This is a genomic window from Pseudacidovorax sp. DMC4 (genome assembly GCF_056314265.1).
Genome location: NZ_JBQUYR010000001.1, coordinates 781,265 through 806,419, shown reverse-complemented (window position 1 = coordinate 806,419; position 25,155 = coordinate 781,265). Strand labels below are relative to the sequence as shown.

Below are 25,155 nucleotides of genomic sequence, written 5' to 3'. Positions count from 1 at the left end.
CTGCAGCAAGCCATCCAGCGCATTGACGAGGAGATCGAGGGCGAGATCCGGGCCGACCCGGCAAGCCGCCAGGCGTTCGATCGCATCACGTCCGTGCCTGGACTGGGACCGGTCTGTGGTTCCTTGCTGGTGATGATCTTCGGGCGCATGCCGGCCGCCAGTGCCGACGCGGTGGTCGCCTTCACGGGGCTGGACCCTCGCCCGAACGACTCGGGCAAGAAGACGGGGCAAAGGCGCCTTTCGAAGAAGGGCTGGCCCGAGAGTCGGCGCCTGCTGTACGCCGCGGCGATGTCGGCGGCGCGCACGAAGACGTGGAAGAGCTTCTACCAGGCGCAGCGCAGCAAAGGGCTGAGCACGACTGCGGCTCTGGTGGTGCTGGCCCGAAAGCTCATGCGCGTGGCCTTCTCGCTGTTCAAGCAACACGCGATGTTCGATGCCCGCCTGGCGGCCACTGTCGCTTGACGAGAACCATAGAACCTCAGCCCGAACGGTCTGGGGTGGACTGGCCTGCGTTGCTCCATGCCCCCGGGGCTCTACGGCCCTACGGCTCTATGGCTCTATGGCTCTATGGCTCTATGGCTCTATGGCTCTATGGCTCTATGGCGGTAGGGCGGTAGGGCGGTAGGGCGGTAGGGCGGTAGGGCGGTAGGGCGTAGGGCGGTATGGCCTTGTGGCCTCATGCTCTCGTGGCCCAGGGCCGCAAAGATGGAGGGCTCGCGCGCAGCGTCGAGGCGGAGGGTGCCGGTGTGCGTGCGGAGGTGCCATTCGCGGCGCTGTGCAGTGCGGCAAGCACTTCGGTGGAGAGCGAGCACCCGTCCCATGCAACAAGCCGGTCAGCGCGAGCGTGCACCGGGAGCGCGCATGCCGGCACCCTCTGCCGGCTCAGCGTCGCGGCACTCGCACCGGAGGTGGAACTGGCTCGTCCGCTCGGACAGCCGCCCTGCCTTGCACATCCCGAAAAGTGAATAAAACATAACCAGTCCGGTGGAATCCGGCGTTCGGCGGTCGCCGGGAGGGCGGTGTCGCGTGCGATTTCCCCAGCAAGAAGTAGCTGATAGACACTTGAGTCAGGAATTTCACATATTTTTACTATAGTTAATTCAGCTAACATGAACTTCAGTTTCAGTCGAAAGGCTTAGCCCTTTCCGTTACATCTCATGCCTTTCGTCCAACGCAACTTCCAGGGAGAGATCGTGGCGATGTTCGCCACGGCGCAGCCGCAGGCCAGCGAATGGCTGGATGCCCAGGCCGCCGAAGTGCGGGCCTTCGTGGGCGAAGCGGCACCTGGGGCGACGGCGGCCTTCGGCAACCTGGACAGCGATTTCATCCGGGTGCTGGAGGACGTCATCGACGCGCTGATCGACAAGAACCTGCTGCGCCTGACCGACCTGCCGCTGGAGGCCCAGCGCAAGCTGCTCGCCCGCAAGGACCTGCGCCAGCACCTGCGTGGCCGCCTGGACCTGTTGCCTGGCGACGACGTCATCTGACCCTTTTCCCGACGAATGTCCTCCACGCCCGACACCAGCGTGCCTCCTGCACGCACGGCTGCGCCTTCCCATGTTCCGGACGAACGGCTGCTGCACGAAGACCCGCTGCTCGACTGCCTGATCGCCATCACCCAGATGCATGGCCAGCCCTGGAGCGCCGAGGCGCTCACCGCCGGGCTGCCGCTGGTGGACAGCCGCCTGACGCCCTCGCTGCTGCTGCGCGCCGCCGGCCGGGCCCACCTGGCCGCCCGGCTGGTGCGGCGGCCCCTCGAAGGCCTGGGCACGTCGCACTTGCCGGCCATCCTGCTGCTGGCCAATGGCCATGCCTGCGTGCTGCAGGAGCGGCTGGAGGACGGCCGCCTGCGCATCCGCCGGCCCGAGTTCGGTGAATCCTCCGAGGTGATCGACGCCGAGGCCCTGGCCGCCGAATACATCGGCGTGGCCGTGCTGCTGCGCCCGCGCTTCCGCTTCGAGGCCCGTGCGCCGCAGGTGAGCGCGCTGCGCGGGCGCCACTGGTTCTGGGGCGTGGTGCTGCAGAACTGGCGTCTGTACCGCGACGCGCTGCTGGCGGCCCTGGCCGTCAACCTGTTCGCGCTGGCGGTGCCCCTCTATTCGATGAACGTGTACGACCGCGTGGTGCCCAATCGCGCCACCGACACGCTGTGGGTGCTGGCCATCGGCGTGCTGCTGGTGCTGGTGTTCGACTTCGTGCTGCGCACCGTGCGGGCCTACATCGTCGATACAGCCAGCAAGCGCATCGACGTGCACCTCTCCTCGCAGATCATGGAGCGGGTCATGGGCCTGCGCATGGACGCGCGGCCGGCCTCGGCAGGCTCCTTCGCCTCCAATCTGCGCAGCTTCGAGTCGGTGCGCGACTTCATCGCCTCGGCCACGCTCACCACGCTGGTGGACCTGCCCTTCATCTTTCTGTTCCTGGGGGCGATGGTGTGGATCTCGCCCTGGGTGGTGGTGCCGCCGGTGGTGGGCATCCTGCTGGTGGTCGTCGCCTCGCTGCTGGTGCAGCACAAGATGCACGACCTGACCGAGACCACCTACCGCGCCTCGGCCCAGCGCAATGCGGTGCTGGTCGAGAGCCTGGTGAGCCTGGAGACCGTCAAGACCCTAGGTGCCGAAGGTACGGTGCAGCGCCAGTGGGAGCGCTCCACGCGCTTCCTCGCGCAGGTGGGCTCGCGGCTCAAGCTGCTGTCCTCGGCCAACGTCAATTTCACGCAGTTCGTGATGCAGCTGACCACCATCTGCGTGGTCATCGTCGGCGTCTACCAGCTGGAGGATGCGCGCATCACCATGGGCGGCATCATCGCGGCCTCCATGCTCTCGGGCCGCGCGCTGGCGCCGCTGGGGCAGGTGGCGGCGCTGCTGACGCAGTACCACCAGGCGCGCACCTCGCTCACCTCGGTAGAGCAGACCATGACCATGCCGGTGGAGCGACCCGAAGACGCGCCCTTCGTGCATCGGCCGCAGTTCCAGGGCTCGATCGAATTCAAGGATGTGCACTTCGCCTATCCCGGCCGTGAGCAGGGCGTGCTGCGCGGCGTGAGCCTGCGCATCGCGCCGGGCGAGAAGGTGGGCATCATCGGCCGCATCGGCTCGGGCAAGACCACGCTCGAGAAGATGGTGCTGGGCCTGTGGCGGCCCGCGCGCGGCCAGGTGCTGATCGACGGCATCGACTCGCGTCAGCTCGACCCGGCCGAGCTGCGGCGCGCCATCGGCTTCGTGCCGCAGGACATCAGCCTGTTCTACGGCACGCTGCGCCACAACATCACGCTGGGTGCGCCCTTCGCCGACGACAGCGCCGTGCTGGCGGCGGCCGACCTGTCGGGCGTGGCCGAGTTCGCCGACGCCCATCCCCAGGGCTACGACATGCTGGTGGGCGAGCGCGGCGAGTCGCTCTCGGGCGGCCAGCGCCAGGCGGTGGCCATCGCGCGCGCCGTGCTGTCCGATCCGCCCATGCTGCTGCTGGACGAGCCCTCGTCCAGCATGGACCACCAGAGCGAGGAGCGCCTGAAGAGCCGCCTGGCCCACTTCGCGCGCAACAAGACGCTGGTGCTCATCACCCACCGCACTTCGCTGCTGGACCTGGTGGACCGGCTGATCGTGATGGACAACGGCCAGGTGGTGGCCGACGGCCCCAAGGCGCAGGTCATCCAGGCGCTGCAGCAGGGCCGCGTGGGCCGTGCGGGCTGAGGGGGAGGGCAGGCACATGCTGCAGATCAAGACCGTTCCCCAGAAGAACACCTTCTTCGCCCGCCTGTCGCGCCGCTGGTCGCGCTTCGCGGCCCGCGTGGGCCGCCTCTTCGACCGCTGGATGGACGGCGCCGAGCGCGCCGAGCTGCACGACGAGAAGGACTTCGGCGCCGACGCCGAATGGGCCATCTCCGAACAGCGCGCGCGCGGTGCCCGGCTGGCCGTGTGGATCACGCTCGCCGCCTTCGTGGTGCTGCTGGTGTGGGCCGCCTTTGCCAAGTTGAACGAGGTGACGCGCGGCGAGGGCAAGGTGATCCCGTCGCGCCAGGTGCAGCAGATCCAGAGCCTGGACGGCGGCATCGTCTCCGAGATCCTGGTGCGCGAAGGCCAGAAGGTCGAGACCGGCCAGGTGCTGCTGCGCATCGACCCGACGCGCTTCAACTCCTCGCTGGCCGAGAACAAGGCCCAGGTCTTCACGCTGCAGGCACGCGCCGCGCGGCTGGAGGCGCTGGCCTCGGGCAAGCCCTTCAACGTGCCGGAAGAGGTACGCAAGGCCATCCCCGACGTGGTGGAGCAGGAACGCGTGGCCTACGAGTCCCGCCGCGCCGAGCTCGACGCCTCGGTCGGCGTGGCCCGCCAGCAGCTGGCCCAGCGCCGGCAGGAGCTGGCGGAGGTGGCCTCCAAGCAGGCCCAGGCCGCGCAGAGCTACCAGCTCACCGCCAAGGAGCTGGAGGTGACGCGCCCGCTGATCCGCACCGGCGCCGTGTCGGAAGTGGAACTGCTGCGCCTGGAGCGCGACGTGGCCCGCTTCCGCGGCGAGCGCGACATGGCCTCGGCCCAGATCCCGCGCATCCAGGCCGCCATCGGCGAGGCCCAGCGCAAGATCGAGGAAGTGGACCTGACCCTGCGCAACCAGGCCCGCAGCGAACTGTCGGAGGTGACCACCAAGCTGGGCGCGCTGCAGGCCGGCAGCGTCGGCCTGGCCGACCGCGTGAAGCAGGCCGAGATCCGCTCGCCGGTGCGCGGCATCGTCAAGCAGCTCATGGCCAACACCGTGGGCGGCGTGGTGCAGCCGGGCAAGCAGATCCTGGAGGTGGTGCCCAGCGACGACACGCTGCTGCTGGAGACCAAGGTGGCGCCGCGCGACATCGCCTTCCTGGTGCCCGGGCAGCCGGCCATCGTCAAGTTCACTGCCTACGACTTTGCCACCTACGGCTCGCTGGACGGCAAGCTGGAGACCATCGGCGCCGACACCGTCACCGACGAGAAGGGCAACGCCTTCTACCTGGTGCGGGTGCGCACCACCAAGAGCGAGATCGGCGAGCAGAAGCTGCCCATCCTGCCCGGCATGGTGGCCGAGGTGGACATCCTGACCGGCAAGAAGACGGTGCTGTCGTACCTGCTCAAGCCGGTGCTGCGGGCCAAGGAGCGCGCGCTCACGGAGCGTTGAGCCCGGCTTGCGTTCCTCCGCCTTCCACGATCCTGCCTGCTTGCCTGCCTGTCGATGACGCCTGAACCCCTGCTGATCCTGACCCATGACGATGTGCTTGCGGAGCGCTGGGCGCCGCTGGGCAGCGGGTGGCCGGTGGTGCGGGGCGCGGATCTGTCGGCCCTCGCGGACTGGCGGGCCCAGGGCCGTCGGCTGGTGCTGATGGACGCGCAGATGCCCGGACTGCCCGGCTGGCAGGACGCGGGCTGGCCGGCCCGGCTGTCCGGCATCGATGCCCTGGTGGGCCTGGGCGCGCCCGACGACCGTCAGGGGGCCGCGGTGCTCCAGGCCGGTGCCGGCGGCTTCTGCCATGTCTATGCGCCGCTGCCCACCGTGCGGCAGGCCTTGCAGGTCGTGGCCTCGGGCGAGTTGTGGGTGGGACGGGACCTGCTCACCCGCCTGCTCCGGCTGCTGGACGAACGGCCGCCCACACAGCCGGTCAGGGCGGTGCCCGATGCCGCCTGGGCCCAGGACCTGACGGTGCGCGAACGCGAGGTGGCTGAACTCGCCTCGCTGGGCGAGGCCAACGACGCCATCGCCGAGCGCCTGGGCATCACGGCACGCACGGTCAAGGCCCATCTGTCGACGGCCTTCGACAAGCTGGGCGTGGCCGACCGCCTGCAGCTGGCGCTGCGCGTGCACGGCATCCGGTAGCGCCTGCTCCCCCTGCGAGAGCCGGCCCCGCCCGCGCCCACCCGCAGCGCGCGGCGGCATTCGGGTGCGCCGCTGCGGTCGCGGCTCGAACGGCCGGGCAGGCCGAAATGCCCTGGGCAAGGGCCGGGCACGATTCATCGGCTGTGGACGGGCGCGGGGAGGGCCGGCGCCGCCGGATTCGCGCCGGATGCGACCGTTTTCCAGCGATCACACGCAAAACTGTGAACTAGTTCCGCATCCAGGCGCGCCGGCATTGTCCTCAAGGCCAATGTGCAATGAGGAAACGTTACTTAACATTTTCCGTAACGTTTTTTCACTGTTATCCACGCCATGGCCACCACCACGACCGCTGCCGCTGCCACCGGGACCATCACCGCCCTGACCGGCAAAGCCTTCATCCGGCTGCCTTCGGGCCAACTGCGCGCGCTGCAGGTGGGCGATCTCGTCCGCGAAGGGCAGCAGCTCGTCATCGAGGACGGCGCGCTCGTCGAGATGCGCACGCCGGGTGGCGAGCTGGTGGTGGCCGGCCCGCGCGAGGTGTCGACCAATGCCGAGATGCTGGGCGCCGCGCCCACGCCGGAGCGCTCCGAAGGGGCGGTCAACAAGGGCACCGCTGCCGTGGACCAGGTGATCCAGGCGCTCAACCGGGGCGAAGACCCGTTCCAGGACCTGGATCCGACCGCCGCCGGCCTGACGGGTGGCGAAGCCAGCGAAGGCCATTCCTTCGTGGTGCTGGACCGCATCGTCGAGACCACGCCCTCGCTGAGCCTGGCCCAGGCCAATGCCTCTGCACTGCCGACTGCGGCGCTGCCGCCCAGTCCGAGCCTGCTGCTGGCCGATGCCGCCAACAATCCGCCGACGGCCGAAAACGCCAGCGTGACCACACCCGAAGACACGCCGATCGCGGGCCGGGTCAACGCAACCGACATCGACGGCAACCTGCTGACCTATTCCGCCGCCGGCAATCCGCAGCACGGCGTGGTCGTGGTCAATGCAGACGGCACGTACGTCTACACCCCGGCCAAGGACTACAACGGCCCCGACAGCTTCACCGTGACCGTGAGCGACGGCCAGGGCGGCACCACCACCGCCACCGTCAACGTGACGGTCACGCCGGTCAACGACGCGCCCGTGCCCGCCAATCCGGAGAACCCGCCTGCCGGCCAGAACTTCGACCCGGCCACCGGCAACTACCGCATCACCACGCCCGAAGACACGCCTGTCTCCGGCAAGGTGGCGGCGACCGACGTCGATGGCGACCCGCTGACCTTCACCAAGGGCAGCGACCCGACGCATGGCACGGTGGTGGTCAATGCCGACGGCAGCTACACCTACACGCCCGCCAAGGACTACAACGGCAGCGACCAGTTCACCGTGGTGGTGAGCGATGGCAATGGCGGCACGGCCACGTCCACGGTGTTCGTGGGCATCACGCCGGTGAACGATCCGCCGGTGGTGGTCGATCCCCCCAGCCCGCCCCCCGGCCAGAACTTCGATCCGGCCACCGGCAACTACCGCATCACGACGCCCGAGGACACGCCCGTGTCCGGCAAGGTGGCCGCCACCGATGTGGACGGCGACCCGCTGACCTTCACCAAGGGCAGCGATCCGGCGCACGGCACGGTGGTGGTCAACGCCGACGGCAGCTACACCTACACGCCCGCCAAGGACTACAACGGCAGCGACCAGTTCACCGTGGTGGTGAGCGATGGCAACGGTGGCACGGCCACGTCCACGGTGTTCGTGGGCATCACGCCGGTGAACGATCCGCCGGTGGTGGTCGATCCCCCCAGCCCGCCCCCCGGCCAGAACTTCGACCCGGCCACCGGCAACTACCGCATCACCACGCCCGAGGACACGCCGGTGTCCGGCAAGGTCGCGGCCACCGACGTGGACGGCGACCCGCTGACCTTCACCAAGGGCAGTGATCCGACGCACGGCACGGTGGTGGTCAACGCCGATGGCAGCTATACGTACACGCCTGCCAAGGACTACAACGGCAGCGACCAGTTCACCGTGGTGGTGAGCGACGGCAATGGTGGCACGGCCACGTCGACGGTGTTCGTGGGCATCACGCCGGTGAACGATCCGCCGGTGGTGGTCGATCCGCCCAGCCCGCCCCCGGGCCAGACGTTCGACCCGACGACGGGCGACTACCGCATCACCACGCCCGAGGACACGCCCGTGTCCGGCAAGGTGGCCGCCACCGACGTGGACGGCGACCCGCTGACCTTTACCAAGGGCAGCGACCCGACGCACGGAACGGTGGTGGTCAACGCCGACGGCAGCTACACCTACACGCCGTCGAAGGACTACAACGGCAGCGACCAGTTCACCGTGGTGGTGAGCGACGGCAACGGCGGCACCGCGACCTCGACGGTGTTCGTGGGCATCACGCCGGTGGACGACGCCAGCGTGCTGGCGCCCGACGTGAAGACGACGACGGAAGACAGCCCGGCGCTGGGCAATGTGCTGACCAACGACCGCGACGTGGACAACGTGCTGAGCGTGGCCTCGTTCCAGGTGGCGGGCCAGGCGGCGGTGCTGGCGGGAGGCACGGCGACGATCGCCAACGTGGGCACGATCAGCATCGCGGCCAACGGCGACTACGTGTTCACGCCGGCGGACAACTGGAACGGCCAGGTGCCGACGGTGACGTACACGACGAACACGGGCTCGTCGAGCACGCTGGACATCACGGTGACGCCGCTGGACGACACGCCGGCGCTGAGCAACGACGTGGCGAAGACGCAGGAAGACACGGCGGTGAAGATCGACGTGCTGGCCAACGACACGGACGTGGACGGCGACAAGCTGTCGATCATCGCGGTGGATGGCAAGGACATCACGGCGGGCCCGGTGGCGGTGACGGGCGGGGTGGTGAGCCTGAACGGCGACGGCACGCTGACGTACACGCCCAACAAGGACTACAACGGCAACCTGAGCTTCACGTACACGGCCACCGACGGCCGCACGCCGGTGACGGCGACGGTCAATGTCGAGGTCACGCCCGTCAACGACGCGCCTACCGTCCCCAACTACGGCCTCACGACGCAGGAAGACAAGCCCATCAGCGGCAAGGTCACCGGCTCGGACGTGGACGGCGACACGCTGACCTACACCAAGGGCAGCGACCCGGCGCACGGCACGGTGGTGGTCAACACCGACGGCAGCTACACGTACACGCCTGCCAAGGACTACAACGGTGGCGACAGCTTCACCGTGACGGTCAACGACGGCAACGGTGGCACGACCACATCGACGGTGACCATCACCGTGATGCCAGTGAACGACCCGCCGGTGCCGAGCGATCCGCCGGTCACGCCGCCGGGCCAGAACTTCGACCCGGCCACGGGCAACTACACGATCACGACGCCGGAGGACACGCCGGTCAAGGGCCAGGTGGCCGCCACCGACGTGGATGGCGATGCGCTGACCTTCACCAAGAGCAGCGACCCGACGCATGGCAGCGTCACGGTCAACGCCGACGGCACGTACACCTACACCCCGGGCAAGGACTACAACGGCAGCGACAGCTTCACCGTGACGGTGAGCGACGGCAAGGGCGGCACGGCGACCTCGACGGTGAACGTCACCGTCACGCCGGTCAACGACGCGCCCACGGCACCGAGCACCAGCATCTCCACGCCCGAGGACACGCCCATCGACGGCAAGGTCACGGGCTCGGACGTGGACGGCGATACGCTGACCTACACCAAGGGCAGCGACCCGGCACACGGCACCGTCACCGTCAACACCGACGGCAGCTACACCTACACGCCGGCCAAGGACTACAACGGCGGCGACAGCTTCACCGTGACGGTCAACGACGGCAATGGCGGCACCACCACGTCGACGGTGACCATCACCGTGACGCCGGTGAACGACCCGCCGGTGCCGAGCGATCCGCCGGTCACGCCGCCGGGCCAGAACTTCGACCCGGCCACGGGCAACTACACGATCACGACGCCGGAGGACACGCCGGTCAAGGGCCAGGTGGCGGCCACTGACGTGGACGGCGATGCGCTGACCTTCACCAAGAGCAGCGACCCGACGCATGGCACCGTCACGGTCAACGCCGACGGCAGCTACACCTACACGCCCAGCCAGGACTACAACGGCAAGGACAGCTTCACCGTGACGGTGAGCGACGGCAAGGGCGGCACGGCCACCTCGACGGTGAATGTCACCGTCACGCCGGTCAACGACGCGCCCACGGCACCGAGCACCAGCATCTCCACGCCCGAGGACACGCCCATCGACGGCAAGGTCACGGGCTCGGACGTGGACGGCGACACGCTGACCTACACCAAGGGCAGCGACCCGGCACACGGCACGGTGGTGGTCAACACCGACGGCAGCTACACCTACACGCCCGCCAAGGACTACAACGGTGGCGACAGCTTCACCGTGACGGTCAACGACGGCAATGGCGGCACCACCACGTCGACGGTGACCATCACCGTGACGCCGGTGAACGACCCGCCGGTGCCTAGCGATCCGCCGGTCACGCCGCCGGGCCAGAACTTCGACCCGGCCACGGGCAACTACACGATCACGACGCCGGAGGACACGCCGGTCAAGGGCCAGGTGGCGGCCACTGACGTGGACGGCGATGCGCTGACCTTCACCAAGAGCAGCGACCCGACGCATGGCACGGTCACGGTCAACGCCGACGGCAGCTACACCTACACGCCCAGCCAGGACTACAACGGCAAGGACAGCTTCACCGTGACGGTGAGCGATGGCAAGGGCGGCACGGCGACTTCGACGGTGAACGTCACCGTCACGCCGGTCAACGACGCGCCGGTGGCCGTCAACGACACCGTGACCACCGACGAGGACACGCCCGTCACCATCCAGGTGCTGCGCAACGACACCGATGTGGACGGCGACAAGCTCACCGTGGTGGGCTTCACCCAGCCCGCGCACGGCACCGTGGCGCTGGATGCCAACGGCAACCCCGTCTACACGCCCGGCCTGGACTACAACGGCGCCGACAGCTTCACCTACACCATCAGCGACGGCAACGGCGGCACCTCCACCGCCACCGTGTCGATCACGGTGGGCGGCGTCAACGACGCGCCGGAGCCCAAGCCCGACACCAACAGCACCAGCGAAGACGTGGTGCTCAAGGTCGGCGTCACCGGCGGCGTGCTGGCCAACGACGTCGATCCGGACGGCGACAGCATGGCGGTGACCCAGGTCAGCTTCGGCGGCAGCACCGTCGATGCCGGCAAGGCCATCGAAGGCAGCTGGGGCACGCTGACGCTCAATGCCGACGGCAGCTACACCTACGCGCCCAATGCGGCCTCGCAGGCCCTGACCACCGGCCAGAGCCAGAAGGACGTGTTCACCTACACGGTGACCGACCCCTCGGGCGCCACCGCCACCACCACGCTGACGCTCACCGTCAACGGTGCCAACGACGCGCCCGTGGCCGACAACCAGGCCCGCACCACGCCCGAGGACACGCCCATCACCGGCCAGATCGTGGCCCGCGACGTGGACGGCGACACGCTGGGCTATGCCAAGGGCAGCGACCCGGCGCACGGCACCGTCACTGTCAACGCGGACGGCAGCTACCTCTACACGCCCGCCAAGGACTACAACGGCAAGGACAGCTTCACCGTGCTGGTGAGCGATGGCAACGGCGGCACGACCACGGCCACCGTCACCATCGACGTCACGCCGCAGAACGACGCGCCCACGGCGCCCGACTACAGCATCACCACCCGCGAAGACACCCCGATCGACGGCAAGGTGGTGGGCAGCGACGTGGATGGCGACACCCTCACCTATGTGAAGGGCAGCGATCCGGCGCACGGCACGGTAGTGGTGAATGCCGATGGCACCTTCACCTACACCCCGGGCAAGGACTACAACGGCGGCGACAGCTTCACCGTGACGGTGAGCGACGGCAAGGGCGGCACGGCCACGTCCACCGTGACCATCGGCGTCACGCCGGTGGACGACGCCAGCGTGCTGGCGCCCGACGTGAAGACGACGACGGAAGACAGCCCGGCGCTGGGCAACGTGCTGACCAACGACCGCGACGTGGACAACGTGCTGAGCGTGGCCTCGTTCCAGGTGGCGGGCCAGGCGGCGGTGCTGGCGGGCGGCACGGCCACCATCGTCAACGTGGGCACGATCAGCATCGCGGCCAACGGCGACTATGTGTTCACGCCGGCGGACAACTGGAACGGCCAGGTGCCGACGGTGACGTACACGACGAACACGGGCTCGTCGAGCACGCTGGACATCACGGTGACGCCGTTGGACGACACGCCGGCGCTGAGCAACGATGTGGCGAAGACGCAGGAAGACACGGCGGTGAAGATCGACGTGCTGGCCAACGACACGGACGTGGACGGCGACAAGCTGTCGATCATCGCGGTCGATGGCAAGGACATCACGGCGGGCCCGGTGGCGGTGACGGGCGGGGTGGTGAGCCTGAACGGCGACGGCACGCTGACGTACACGCCCAACAAGGACTACAACGGCAGCCTGAGCTTCACGTACACGGCCACCGACGGCCGCACGCCGGTGACGGCGACGGTCAATGTCGAGGTCACGCCCGTCAACGACGCGCCCAAGGCGGTGGACGATGCGGTCAACACCGCCGAGGACACGCCGATCTCCATCCCGGTGCTGCGCAACGACACCGACGTGGACGGCGATACGTTGAGCATCATCGGCTTCACGCAGCCCTCGCACGGCACCGTGACGCTGGGCGCGGACGGCAACCCGGTCTACACCCCCGGCCTCGACTACAACGGCGCCGACAGCTTCACCTACACCATCAGCGACGGCAACGGCGGCACCTCCACCGCGACCGTGTCGATCACCGTGGGCGGCGTCAATGACGCACCCGTGGCGGTGGCCGACACCAACATCACCAGCGAAGACCTGGTGCTCAAGGTGGGCACGGTAGGCGGTGTGCTGGCCAACGACCGCGACGAGGACGGCGACACGCTGTCGGTGGTCAAGGTCGGCTTCAACGGCACCTCGGTCGATGCCGGCAATCCGATCCAGGGCCAGTGGGGCACGCTGACCATCAATGCCGATGGCAGCTACACCTATGCGCCCAATGCAGCCGCGCAGGGCCTGGACGACGGCGAGAGCGCCAAGGACGTCTTCAGCTACACGGTCACGGATCCTTCGGGCGCCACCTCGACCACGACGCTGACGCTCACGGTGACGGGCGCCAATGACGCGCCCGTGGCGGTGGACGATTCGGCCACCACGCCGGAAGACACCGCGGTGACCGTCAGCGTGCTGACCAACGACACCGACGTGGACGGCGAAGCGCTGACCGTGACGCAGATCGACGGCAAGGCCGCCACCGTGGGCCAGGCCATCGCGGTCGAGCACGGCACGGCCACGCTCAATGCCAACGGCACCATCACCTTCAACCCGGACGCCGGCTACAACGGCCCGGCCAGCTTCACCTACACGGTGAGCGACGGCACGGCGCGCGACGTCGCCACGGTCAACATCGTGGTGGACAGCGTGAACGATCCGCCGAACGCGCTGGACAACGTGGTCACCGGCTTCGAGGACGCGCCGCTGACCTTCGATCCGCGCTCCAACGACGTGGATCCGGATGGCGACGCGCTGACCATCACCGCCATCAACGGCCAGCCGATCACCGTCGGCAAGCCGGTGGCCCTGGCCGATGGGCTGCTGAGCCTGAACACCGACGGCACGCTGACCTTCACGCCCAACAAGGACTTCAACGGCAAGGTCGACTTCCAGTACACGGTGGACGACGGCCGCGGCGGCACCGACACCGCCAAGGTGACGATGAACATCACGCCGGTGAACGATCCGCCGGTGCCCACCGATGTGCCCAACGTGCCGGGCCAGAGCTTCGATCCGACGACCAAGAACTACAGCCTGGTCACGCCCGAGGACACGCCCATCAGCGGCAAGGTGGCCGCCACCGACGTGGACGGCGACACGCTGACCTTCGCCAAGAGCAGCGACCCGGCCCATGGCACGGTCACCGTCAACACCGACGGCAGCTACACCTACACGCCCAGCCAGGACTACAACGGCAAGGACAGCTTCACCGTGACGGTGAGCGACGGCAACGGCGGCACGGCGACGTCGACGGTGTTCATCACCGTCACGCCGGTCAACGACGCGCCGACCGCGCCGAACTACAGCCTGACCACCCTGGAGGACACGCCCATCAGCGGCAAGGTGGTGGGCAGCGACGTGGACGGCGACACGCTGAGCTACACCAAGGGCAGCGATCCGGCCCATGGCAGCGTCACGGTCAACGCCGACGGCACGTACACCTACACCCCGGGCAAGGACTACAACGGCAGCGACAGCTTCACCGTGACGGTCCGCGATCCGAGCGGCGCCACGGCCACGTCCACGGTGACCATCGGCGTCACGCCGTCCAACGACGCGCCCACGGCGCCGGACTACGCGCTGACGACCCTGGAAGACACGCCGGTCAGCGGCAAGGTGGTGGGCAGCGACGTGGACGGCGACCCGCTCAGCTACACCAAGGGCAGCGATCCGGCCCATGGCAGCGTCACGGTCAACGCCGATGGCACCTTCACCTACACCCCGGGCAAGGACTACAACGGCAGCGACAGCTTCACCGTGACGGTCCGCGACCCGAGCGGCGCCACGGCCACCTCCACCGTGACCATCGGCGTCGAACCGCAGAACGACAACCCGGTGGTGCCCACCAACTACAGCGTGGCCACCGACGAAGACAAGAGCGTCAGCGGCCAGGTCAAGGCCACCGACGTGGACGGCGACAACCTGAGCTACAGCGCCGGCACCGCGCCGAAGCACGGCCAGGTGGTGGTCAATGCCGATGGCACCTACACGTACACGCCGACCAAGGACTTCGCGGGCACCGATGCCTTCACCGTGGTCGTGAACGACGGCGCCGGCGGCACGGCCACCACGACGGTGAACGTGACCATCGCCCCGGTGGCGGACACGCCCAAGGTGGTGGTCGACGTCGGTACGGCCGTGGCCAACCAGGTCACGGTGAACAGCCAGAACGCCACGTCGACCGACCAGGGCTTCAAGGTCACGGCCACCAAGCTGGACGGCACGCCGGGCACCATCAGCTTCATCAATGGTGGCGGTGTGGTGGGCTTCGGCGTGGCCGGTGCCGCCAGCAACGGTGCCGACACCGAGCTGGGCTACCAGTCCGGCAAGTCCGAGAAGCTGTCCATCAGCTTCGACCAGGCGGCCTCCAGCGCGACGCTGACCTTCTCGTACCTGAACCCGACCGAGCACGCCAGCTACACGCTGTACGACGCAGCCGGCCGTGTGATCGGCGGCGGCGTGGTGACGGGCGTGACCGACCAGATCGATCCCTCGATCACGGTCAAGAGCGACACCGGCGCGCTGATCAGCCGCATCGACTTCGCCGCGCCCGGCACCAACGACGACTACGTTCTCAACAAGGTCAGCTACGTGGTGGGCGAGACGGTGCCGGTGACGGTTTCCGTCACGCCGACCGACGTGGACAACTCCGAGTTCGTCAGCGGCGTGGTGCTGCGCATCCCGGCGGGGGCGACGCTGTCGGCCGGCACGGCCAATGCCGACGGCACCTGGACGCTGCCGCTCACGAGCAATGGCGGCTACACGGTGAACGTCGACCCGGTGACCCATGCGGTGACCATCACCGGCCTGACCCTGTCGGTGCCGGCCTCGTACACCGGCGACCTCTCCGTCACGGCCGTGGCCACCGTGTATGACACGGTGCCGACGGCCACCACCACCGGCACCGGCAGCGACACCGAGACCAATGCGCCCATCGTTGCCTACGACGACGTCGGCAGGGTCAAGAGCGGTGCGACCCTGACCGTCTCCGCGGCCAATGGCGTGATCCAGAGCGGCGCCGATGCCGGCGGCAAGGACGTGGGCACCGGCCTGGTGGTCACCGGCGTGCACACCGGCGGCGACGCGACCAGCGTGGCCGCCACCGCCACCGCGGCGCCCGGCCAGACGCTGACCGGCCAGTACGGCAAGCTCACGCTCAATGCCGACGGCAGCTACAGCTACGTGGCCGACAACGCCAGCGGCCTGCCGAGCAACAAGACGGTGACGGACACCTTCACCTACACCGTCACCGGCGAAGCCGGCAAGACCGAGACGGCGCAGCTGGTGATCTCCATCGGCGGCACCAACAACGCGCCCACCATCCAGGCGGGTGCCGTGGCGGCCGTGTCGGAAGAGGGCCTGCCGGGCGGCATCCCCGACACCACGGGCAACACCGACACCACCAATGCACGCACCGCGACGGGCAACGTGGTGATCGGCGACATCGACGGCGACACGCTGGCGGTGACGCTGGTGGCGCCCACGACGGCCCTCAGCTCGGGTGGCCAGGCCATCGTCTGGACCGGCGCCGGCACGCAGGAGCTGATCGGTCACATCGGCAGCGCCACGGGCACCGAGGCCATCCGCGTCGCCATCGGCAACGACGGCGCCTACACCGTCACGCTGAGCAAGCCGCTCGACCAGCCCGTCAAGGGCCAGGAGGACGTGAGCCAGTTCAACGTGGGCGTGCGCGTCAGCGATGGTGCCACCGCCACCACCGGCAGCCTGACGGTGCGCGTGGAGGACGACAGCCCCGTGGCCGCCAACAGCACCACCACCGGCTTCGTGCGTGCGGACAGCATCAGCATCAACTCGCTGCAGGGCGGCTGGATCAACCCGGTGTTCGACAACGGCACCCGCCAAACCAGCCAGTCCAACACCGACAACGACAGCCTGATCGACAAGATCAGCTGGGGCACGCCGGCCAGCGGCAGCGGCCAGTCGGGCTACACGCTGGTGGACAACATCGGCTACACCAGCGCCACGGGCACCGCCATCAAGGCTGGCACGCCCTTCAAGCTGGCCGACTTCACGCACGACAACTGGCCCATCAACAGCGGCTCGTCCACGCTGGACAAGGTCACGATGACCATGTCCGCCAACGTGGTGATCAACGGCGTGGTGACGGCGGTGAGCTTCAACGTGCTGTTCGACCACACCGAGACGCCCAACGGCAACGATCCCGTGGCCTCGCGCGACATCATCAGCCTGCCGGCGCAGGATGTGATCGTGCAGGTGGGCATCCAGAGCTACACCTTCCGGGTGGAGGGCTTCAAGGATGCCAGCGGCAACCTGGTCAACACGATCTACACCGACGAGCAGGCCAGCAACACCTACAGCCTGTGGGGCAGCATCAGCTCGACCGATGCGCTGCCGCACATCACCGGCCAGGTGGATGCGCAGGCGGGCGCCGACGGGCTGGCCAGCGTGAGCTGGGGCGACCTGACGAGCCAGTACGGCACGATGAAGGCCAATGCCGACGGCACCTACGACTTCGAGGTCAACCGCGCCACCCGCGACACGCTGGCCCCGGGCCAGTCGGTGACGCAGAACTTCAGCTACACCGTGACCGACAAGGACGGCGACACCGCCACCTCGACGGTGACGATCAGGATCGAGGCGCCGAGCGAGATCCAGCTGACGACCACCACCGGCCAGGACTACACGGGCACCGACCATGGCGACCGCATCGTGGGCAGCACCGGCAACGACGTCATCAACGGCGGTGCCGGCGACGACTCGATCCGCGGCGGCGACGGTGCGGACACGATCCGCGGCGGCTCGGGCAACGACGTGCTGACCGGCGGCGCCGGTGCCGACACCTTCGTGTGGAAGCTGGGCGACCAAGGCACGTCGGCCACGCCGGCGCGCGACATCGTCACGGACTTCGGCACGGCCTCCAAGGCCAACGGTGGCGACGTGCTCGACCTGCGCGACCTGCTCCAGGGCGAGAACCACAACAGCGGCATCGGCAACCTCGGCAGCTTCCTGCACTTCAGCAAGTCGGGCAGCGACACGGTGATCGACGTGAAGCACGACGGCGCGGCCGGCGGTGCGGTGACCCAGCAGATCGTGCTGAGCAACGTGGACCTGACGGCCAACAACTCGCTCACCGACGCGGCCATCATCCAGAACCTGCTGAACCAGGGCAAGCTGATCACCGACTGATCGGCGAAGGCCCCAAGCAAGGCAGCCCCCTCGCGGGGGCTGCTTTTTTTTGCGAGACGCGCGGGTGCGCTCGGATGCCTGGACGGTCGTGCGCGCAGCGCTTGCGCGGCCTGGCCGCGTCGCCGCCCGGTCCGACGTTTTAGGGGGTCGGATTCAGCGGTTGAGGTAGCGCGTGACGGCCGGCCCGGTCACGCCGCCGATGCCGAGGCCGGCCAGCGCGCGCCATTGACCGGCCGAGGACACCTGCTCGGCATAGGCCTCCACGCCCAGGCCGCGTGCCACTTCCACCATGGCCTGCACCAGGCGGCGGTAGCCCTCGCTGCTTTCCACGCTGGCCACGAAGGAGCCGTCGATCTTCAGGTAGTGCAACTGCAGCTCGTGCAACCGCGGCAGCAGCGCGAGCTGGCGGCCGAAATGCTCCACACCCAGGCGGCAGCCGTGGCGGGCCAGCACCTGGGCGAGCATGGCCAGGGCGTCCACATGCTCTTCGAGCCCGCGCTCGCTCAGCTCGAAGGACAGCCAGTTGCATTCGGCCGGATGGCTGCGCAGCAGCGTGTCCAGCCTCGGCAGGAAGCTGGGCTCCAGCAGCGAGCGCGGCGAGAGGTTGACCGCCAGCGGCCCGGGCTGGCGCTGCAGGCTGTCCAGGGCCAGGCGGGTGGCGATCAGGTCGCATTCCTGCACCCAGCCCAGGCGCAGTGCGGCGGGCATGAACTGGCCGGCCGACAGCAGCGCGCTGCCTTCGGGCGCATCGGGCGGGGGCGTCATGCGCAGCATGGCCTCGTGGTGGATCAGCCGGCCATCGGTCTGGCACACGGGATAGAAGACCAGCGTGAAGCGCTGCTCCTGCAGGGCCTGTTGCAGCAGGTTGTCCCAGCCGCTTTCGCCGATCACCGGCACCTCGCTGCCGGGCTCCGCCGCCTCGGCGATGCCGCGCACGGCGCCCTCGGCCTGCATCAGGGCGGCGTCCAGCCGTGCCATCACCTCACCCGGGCTTTCGCCGCGGTGCCAGTGGCCGTGCGCGACATCGACCTGGGCAGCCGGCAGGCGTGCCCCGGCGTCGGTCCAGCCCGAGGCTGGCGCGCCCGGCGCCGGCTCGCCGATCGCCAGCGTGCCGAAGTCGCTGGGCAGGGCGCCGAATCCGGTAGGCAGGGGCGCGAAGCCGGAGGCGGGCGGTGCGAAGGCGCTCGACAGGTCGCCGTCGCGCGCATCCTGCAGCGACAGCACGGCGGCATGGGCCCGGCGTGCGAGTTCGGCCAGCTCGGCCGCGCTGCCACCGGGCCAGAGGTAGGCGAAGTCGGCCCCGTTCAGGCGGGCCAGCACCCGGTCGCCTTCGGCCGGCAGCACGCCGGAGAGCGCCTTGGCCACAGCGGCCAGCCAGCGGTCCGCGCGCTCGCGGCCGATCTGCCGGTTCAGCGCCATCAGGTTGCCCACGCGCAGCAGCAGCAGGCCGCCGGCCGGGTCCTCGGCCTCGTCGTCCAGGGCATTGCGCAGCGCGCCCATGAAGAACTCGCGGTTGGGCAGGCGGCTGACCGGGTCGCGCGTGGCTTCGGCGTGCAGGCGGCGGATCTGGGCCGCCTGCTCGGTGAACATGGCATGCACCCGCGCCACCATGCGGTTGAGCGCGCGCGCCATGCTGCGCAGCTCGGTCACGCGCGGCTCCTCGATGGTGTGGAACTGGCCGTTGCCCACCGCATCGGCCTGGTCGGCCATGTGCTTGAGGGGCCGGCGCAGCCAGCGCACCAGGGCCGTGATGCCCATGCCCCACAGCAGGCCCGTCAGTGCCAGCAGGGCGCCCAGCAGCAGCGTGCCGCGCCAGAGGGCCACATAGGCGTACTGGGTGCTGGCGATCACCCTTACCCGGCCGGCCTGCTGCCAGCCGTTGCTCACCAGCGCCTCGCCCGGCGTGGCCTGCAGCGGCAGCAGGTGGGTGAACCAGGCCGGCACGTCCGCCCCCGGTTGCACGGTGCCGCGGTTGCGGTCGACGACGACCTGGCCCTTCACGTCGGTGTAGCGCACCTGCTGGAAGTGGCCGCTGTCGAACAGGGCATTGACCAGGGTCTCGGCCATGGCCGGGTCGTCGCCCTGCTGCGAGATGGACATGGCCAGCGAGACGGCCGCGTCCGCCCCCTGCGCGAGCAGCTGCTGCTGCAGGTACAGCCGCGAGGTGGCGATGCTGACGGCCCAGGTGCCCAGCAGCACCGCGAACATGGCCAGCAGCACGCTGAGCCAGAGTCGTCTCAAGAGGGACACGGGATTTCTCCTTGGAGGGGACGGGGCCGGGCGCGGTGGCCGCAACCGGCGCCGGCAGGGCAGGGGAAGGTCATGGGATCGAGCCCTCGGCCCGCATGCGCGCGAGCACGTCGCGCCAGCGGGTGAGCCGGTCCACCGGGTGGCTGGCGGTGTTGCCGGGCCCGGCAAAGATGCCTTCGGCGTTGAAGCTGAAGACGGGCGTGAGGTCGGGGCGCGAGCTGGCCGGCATGATGCTGGAGACCAGGCTGTCGAGCACCAGCGGCATGGCCTCGGGCGTGGCGTAGTAGCTGAGCACCATGTGCGCCTGTGTGGCGCCGCCCACGCGGGCGCGTACATAGGTCAGGCGCAGTCGCTCCTCGGGCACGCCCATGGCGCGCAGGGTGAAGTACTTGCCGATGACGTAGTCCTCGCAGTCGCCGCGGCCGCGGCCCAGGGTCTCGACGGGCGTCGCCCAGTAGTCCTCCTGGCCCCAGATCTCCATGTCCTCGCCGAAGCGCACCGCGCGGTTCCAGTGCTCGTTCACGCGGCGCAGCTTCTCGCGTTCGTCGAGCTGGGCGGCACTGTCCACCAGCGTGCGCCAGGCCGTGAAGGCCTGCTGGCCCCAGGCGCCGTAGCGCTGGACCATGGTGCGCTCCATGAGCGCCGCGTCCCAGGCGCGGACGCCGACCGGGCCGCCCAGCGCCAGCAGCACGGCCAGGAGCAGCGCGACCCATGTCCGGCGACCCGCCACGGGCGGCGTGCGCGGGCCGGGCAACAGGGCGAAGAAGAGTTGCGTAAACACGACAGGCCGCGTGCGAGGGGGGAGGCGGAATGGCGTCCTTCAGCGGCCCAGTGCGGAAAAGTTCCGAATGTAAGCGAAGTGTTGCAACATTCTTAACCGATCTGTTACCGATACGTAGAATAATTTATTAGATTGATGCAGTTGGCCTGCCCAGTTGCGCGGCGCGTGCGAACAAAGCCTGACAACAACCAGACACGCGCCATCTTTTTTTACAAATCCACTCGGGACCTTGATTGATCGTATGTCCATGCTGACCTTCCGCCCCGTTGCCGTGGCCGCCCTGTTGGCCTGCGGTGTCGCCGTCGCCCAGACGCCTGCCACTTCGGCGCCCGCGCCGATGCCCGCGGCGGCGCCTTCGGCTGCTGCGACCGCGCTGCCCCCGGCCTCGCTGGGCGATGCCGTCGGCCTGGCCATCAGCCGCAATCCCGAGGTGCTGGCCCGCCTGCGCATGTACCAGGCGTCCGACGCCGAACAGGCGGTGGCGCGCAGCGCGCTGCGCCCGCAGGTGGACCTGCAGGCCTTCACCGGCTATCAGAGCAGCCGCATCAGCGGCAACGACAGCCAGAGCTACAGCCGCCCCGGCGCCAACCTGCAGCTGCGTCAGACCCTGTTCGACGGCGGCGCCGCGTCCAGCGACACGCGCCGTGCCGGCTTTGCCAAGCTGAGCCGCTATTACGACTACCTGGCCGCCAGCGACGAGATCGCGCTGCAGGCCGTGCAGGCCTACATCGACGTGGCCCGCTACCGCGAGCTGGAGCGCCTGGCTGCCGACAACTGGGGCTTCCACAACGAGACGCGCGAGCAGCTCGACCGTCGGGCCTCGGCCGGCGTGGGCAAGCGTGTGGATCTGGAGCTGTCCCAGGGCCGCGCAGCCCTGTCGCAGTCGAACTGGCTGACCGACAGCGCCAACCTGCACGACGTGACCCAGCGCTTCCAGCGCCTGGTGGGCCAGCTGCCCGCGGCCCAGCTGGCGCCGGTGCCCGAGACCTCGGCCAACCTGCCGCCTGCCCAGCAGGTGCTGAACGAGGCCATGCGCCGCAACCCGGGCTTCCTGTCGGCCGTGTCGGGCATCCGCGCCGCCCGCGCCGACCTGGATGTGCGCACCGCCGCCAAGTCGCCCACCGTGGCCTTCGTGGCGCAGACCGGCACCGACAAGCAGCTGTCGGGCCTGGACACCGTGCAGCGTGTGCAGAACAGTTCGGTGCAGGTGGTGCTGAACTACAACCTCTACCGCGGCGGTGCCGACGATGCCCGCGCCCGTGCGGCACAGGAAAACTTCTACGCGGCGCAGGACCAGCGCGACCTGGCCTGCCGCAACATCCGCCAGACCGCCACCATCGCCTACAACGACCTGCGCCGCCTGCGCGAGCAGCTCAATTACCTGGAGCAGCACCAGCTGTCCAGCGAGAAGGCGCGCGAGGCCTTCCGCCAGCAGTTCGACATCGGCCAGCGCTCGCTGCTGGACTTGCTGGACACCGAGAACGAGGTGTTCCAGGCCCGTCGCGCGGTGGTGAACGCCCGCTACGACTACCTGCTGGCCGGCTACCGCGTGCTGCAGCAGACCAACGGGCTGCTGCCCGCCATGAACCAGAAGCCGCTGATGGTCGATGCGCCCGAGGTGCCCGAGGGCGGCCAGGCCGAGGACGAGGCCGTGCTGTGCAGCACCGAGATGACGCCGCCGCAGGTGCTGGACACCGCGGCCGTGGTGGCCTCCCGGCCGCCGCTGCAGCCCACGCCGGGCCAGACCTCGCCCGCACCGCGCCCGCTGCCCGTGCCGGCACAGACCACGCCCGACACGTCCGGCGTGGCGTCCACGGTGCAGGCCTGGGCCCGCACCTGGTCGGCCAAGGACCTGAACAACTACATGGCCTTCTATTCGAGCAGCTTCCGTCCGCAGCAGGGCAGCGTGGAGGCCTGGAAGTCGCTGCGCAGCTCGCGCGTGACCAAGGCCGGCCCGATCAGCGTGACGGTGGAGGACCTGCAGGTGCGCGCGGACGGCGCCAATGCCGCCCAGGCGTCCTTCAAGCAGACCTACCGCTCCAGCGACTACAACGACGTGGTCAACAAGACGCTGCGCTTCGTGCGCGAAGGCCAGGCCTGGAAGATCCAGTCCGAGGTCGCCACGCCAGCGCGCTGACAACGTGGCCCCTGCCGAGGGGCCTGCGGCAGGACGACGGGCCCTTCGGGGCCCGTTTTCTTTGTGCGCCCAGCATGGGCGCACTCTTGCGGGTGCAAGTCCCGCCGTAAGTTGATCACGACGAACGAAGTGAAGCGCAACTGCACGAGGGCGACCGAGTGTGGGGAGGAAGCGTGGAGCGAAGCTGCGAGCCGATGAACAAAAACCGGATAGAAGGCAGTGCCGAGCAGGGCGAGTGGGCAAAGAGCTACGAAGCTCTCGTGATCAAGGCGAGGCGGTGTAAATCCGGCGGTTGTGCAGCGAAGGAGTGCGTTCTTACCTGGGGAGATCTCACCTTGCGCCTGAAAGGGCGACGGCGGTGCCGGAGCGAGAAGTCAGCAGAGGTCGTAGTAGCCGGGTAGCGGGGCTGCCGAAGCCGCCAGCGAGAGGCAAAGGACCGAACGAGAGCGAGTGACCGAGGATTGCGGGAATGTCGAAGGCCATGCGTCAGATGCCGCAGCGATGCGGGCGGGTGGGCAGCGCGTGCGGTGAAGCCGCCCGGCAGCCTGCCAGCGACGAAGCTTGCGGCCCGTCCCGGCAACACCAGGGCACAGGGTCGGCGATGCCGATGACAGGGGCTGGCACCCTGCTGGAGGCGGCGCTGACGAGAGAGAACCTGCAAGCCGCATGGAAGCGGGTCAAGTCCAACAAGGGCGCGGCCGGCGTGGACGGGCTCGACATCGAGCAGACCCACCGTCTGCTGCAAACGACGTGGCTGCAAATCCGCCAGGAGTTGCTGTCAGGTAAGTACCGGCCACAGCCGGTGCGCAGGGTCACGATCCCCAAACCCGACGGCAGCCAGCGCGAGTTGGGCATCCCGACGGTGAGGGACCGACTGATCCAGCAGGCACTGCTGCAGGTGCTGCAACCGCTGATCGACCCCACCTTCAGCGACCACAGCCACGGGTTCCGCCCGGGCAGGCGTGCACACGATGCGGTGAAGGCCGCGCGAGCGTACGTCCAATCCGGCAAGCGCGTGGTGGTGGACGTGGATCTGGCGAAATTCTTCGACCGGGTCAACCACGACATCCTCATGGAGCGGCTCGGCAGACGCATCGCGGACACAGCCGTGCTGCGGCTGATCCGTGCGTACCTGGATGCCGGCATCATGGACGGCGGGGTCAAGGTGGAGCGAGACCGAGGCACGCCGCAAGGCGGGCCCCTGAGCCCGTTGCTGGCCAACGTGCTGCTCGACGAAGTGGACAAGGCACTGGAGGCGCGGGGCTACAGCTTCGCGCGGTATGCCGACGACTGCAACGTCTACGTGGGCAGCACCAAGGCAGGCGAGCGGGTGATGGGATGGCTCAGAAAGCTGTACGGCCGGCTGAAGCTTCAGATCAATGAAGCCAAAAGTGCGGTGAGCAGCGCCCTGGGGCGCAAGTTCCTGGGCTACGAGCTGTGGATGGCCAAAGCAGGAGAAGTGAAATACGCAGTGGCTCAGGAGGCCCTGGGCGACTTCAAGAGGCGTATGCGGCAACTCACGGGGCGCTCCAACGGGCGCAGCATGGCGCAGACGGTGCAAGGGCTCACGCCCTACCTGCTGGGCTGGAAGGGGTACTTCGCACTGGCGCAGACCCCCAAGGTCTGGCGCGTGCTGGACGAATGGCTGCGCCACCGACTCAGGGCCTTGCAGCTCAAGCAGTGGAGGCGGGGCACGACGATGTATCGCGAACTGCTGGCGCTGGGGGCGACGCCTCGCGTTGCGCGACAGGTGGCGGCCAACAGCCGTCGCTGGTGGCGTAACAGTGCCAAGACGCTGAACACCGCTATCACGATCTCCTGGTTCGACCTGCTGGGCTTGCCCCGTCTCTCATGACCTCAAGCGCTCGAACCGCCCGGTGCGGACCCGCATGCCGGGTGGTGTGGGAGGGGCTCCGTCGACAATGACGGACCCCTATCCCGATTTGGCGCACGCACCCGGCGCGCGTCCGCCTCGAAGGGGTGCATGGATGCACCATGGAGAGAAACTGTATCCAATCCTGATGTGCAATTGATCCTCTATTTCTTCGACAGGCTTTCTGCGATCAGAGAAAAGAGTGCATTCACGTGCTCAATGGATTGGATACAAAGTGGCACGCCC

10 protein-coding genes are annotated in these 25,155 nt (G+C 68.7%); 8 read left to right on the top strand and 2 right to left on the bottom strand.

Annotation, left to right across the window (positions count from 1 at the left end; all coding sequences use genetic code 11):
• The 6 genes from ACT54X_RS03665 to ACT54X_RS03640 all read left to right on the top strand — a co-directional run.
• On the top strand, window positions 1-462 hold a 462-nt coding region (locus tag ACT54X_RS03665), incomplete at its 5' end, for a transposase (RefSeq protein WP_476345079.1).
• 695 nt (window positions 463-1,157) lie between these two features.
• Complete coding sequence (locus tag ACT54X_RS03660; RefSeq protein WP_354322434.1) at window positions 1,158-1,487, top strand: hypothetical protein; 330 nt, start codon at window positions 1,158-1,160, stop codon at window positions 1,485-1,487.
• Between the two features lie 15 nt (window positions 1,488-1,502).
• Window positions 1,503-3,692 carry a type I secretion system permease/ATPase gene (locus ACT54X_RS03655; protein ID WP_476345077.1) on the top strand — a complete coding sequence of 730 codons (2,190 nt, stop codon included), beginning with the start codon at window positions 1,503-1,505 and terminating at the stop codon, window positions 3,690-3,692.
• A gap of 16 nt (window positions 3,693-3,708) precedes the next feature.
• Window positions 3,709-5,142, top strand: a complete 1,434-nt coding sequence (locus ACT54X_RS03650) for an HlyD family type I secretion periplasmic adaptor subunit (protein WP_476345075.1) — start codon at window positions 3,709-3,711, stop codon at window positions 5,140-5,142.
• 54 nt (window positions 5,143-5,196) lie between these two features.
• Window positions 5,197-5,835, top strand: coding sequence for a helix-turn-helix transcriptional regulator (locus tag ACT54X_RS03645; RefSeq protein ID WP_476345073.1), 639 nt, complete (start codon window positions 5,197-5,199; stop codon window positions 5,833-5,835).
• Between the two features lie 330 nt (window positions 5,836-6,165).
• Window positions 6,166-17,868, top strand: a complete 11,703-nt coding sequence (locus tag ACT54X_RS03640; RefSeq protein WP_476345071.1) for a retention module-containing protein — start codon at window positions 6,166-6,168, stop codon at window positions 17,866-17,868.
• A 153-nt stretch (window positions 17,869-18,021) separates the two neighbouring features.
• Here ACT54X_RS03640 and ACT54X_RS03635 read toward each other — a convergent pair whose 3' ends face one another.
• The gene (locus tag ACT54X_RS03635) at window positions 18,022-20,118 is read right to left on the bottom strand and encodes a bifunctional diguanylate cyclase/phosphodiesterase (protein WP_294369856.1); all 2,097 of its coding nucleotides are present in this window, start codon (window positions 20,116-20,118) and stop codon (window positions 18,022-18,024) included.
• A 70-nt stretch (window positions 20,119-20,188) separates the two neighbouring features.
• Window positions 20,189-20,899 carry a transglutaminase-like cysteine peptidase gene (locus ACT54X_RS03630; RefSeq protein ID WP_294369854.1) on the bottom strand — a complete coding sequence of 237 codons (711 nt, stop codon included), beginning with the start codon at window positions 20,897-20,899 and terminating at the stop codon, window positions 20,189-20,191.
• A 247-nt stretch (window positions 20,900-21,146) separates the two neighbouring features.
• Here ACT54X_RS03630 and ACT54X_RS03625 point away from each other — a divergent pair, with 247 nt between their 5' ends.
• Both ACT54X_RS03625 and ltrA read left to right on the top strand, forming a co-directional pair.
• Window positions 21,147-23,036: a TolC family outer membrane protein gene (locus ACT54X_RS03625; protein ID WP_476345069.1), complete on the top strand. Its 1,890-nt coding sequence runs from the start codon at window positions 21,147-21,149 to the stop codon at window positions 23,034-23,036.
• 469 nt (window positions 23,037-23,505) lie between these two features.
• A complete protein-coding gene (gene ltrA, locus ACT54X_RS03620) occupies window positions 23,506-24,891 on the top strand; it encodes a group II intron reverse transcriptase/maturase (protein ID WP_476345068.1) in 1,386 nt (461 codons plus the stop codon).
• Window positions 24,892-25,155: the final 264 nt, after the last annotated feature.

Coding starts and splice junctions, on each gene's coding strand:
- ACT54X_RS03660 (WP_354322434.1), top strand. CDS start 1,158: ATGCCTTTCGTCCAACGCAACTTCCAGGGAGAGATCGTGGCGATGTTC.
- ACT54X_RS03655 (WP_476345077.1), top strand. CDS start 1,503: ATGTCCTCCACGCCCGACACCAGCGTGCCTCCTGCACGCACGGCTGCG.
- ACT54X_RS03650 (WP_476345075.1), top strand. CDS start 3,709: ATGCTGCAGATCAAGACCGTTCCCCAGAAGAACACCTTCTTCGCCCGC.
- ACT54X_RS03645 (WP_476345073.1), top strand. CDS start 5,197: ATGACGCCTGAACCCCTGCTGATCCTGACCCATGACGATGTGCTTGCG.
- ACT54X_RS03640 (WP_476345071.1), top strand. CDS start 6,166: ATGGCCACCACCACGACCGCTGCCGCTGCCACCGGGACCATCACCGCC.
- ACT54X_RS03625 (WP_476345069.1), top strand. CDS start 21,147: ATGCTGACCTTCCGCCCCGTTGCCGTGGCCGCCCTGTTGGCCTGCGGT.
- ltrA (WP_476345068.1), top strand. CDS start 23,506: ATGTCGAAGGCCATGCGTCAGATGCCGCAGCGATGCGGGCGGGTGGGC.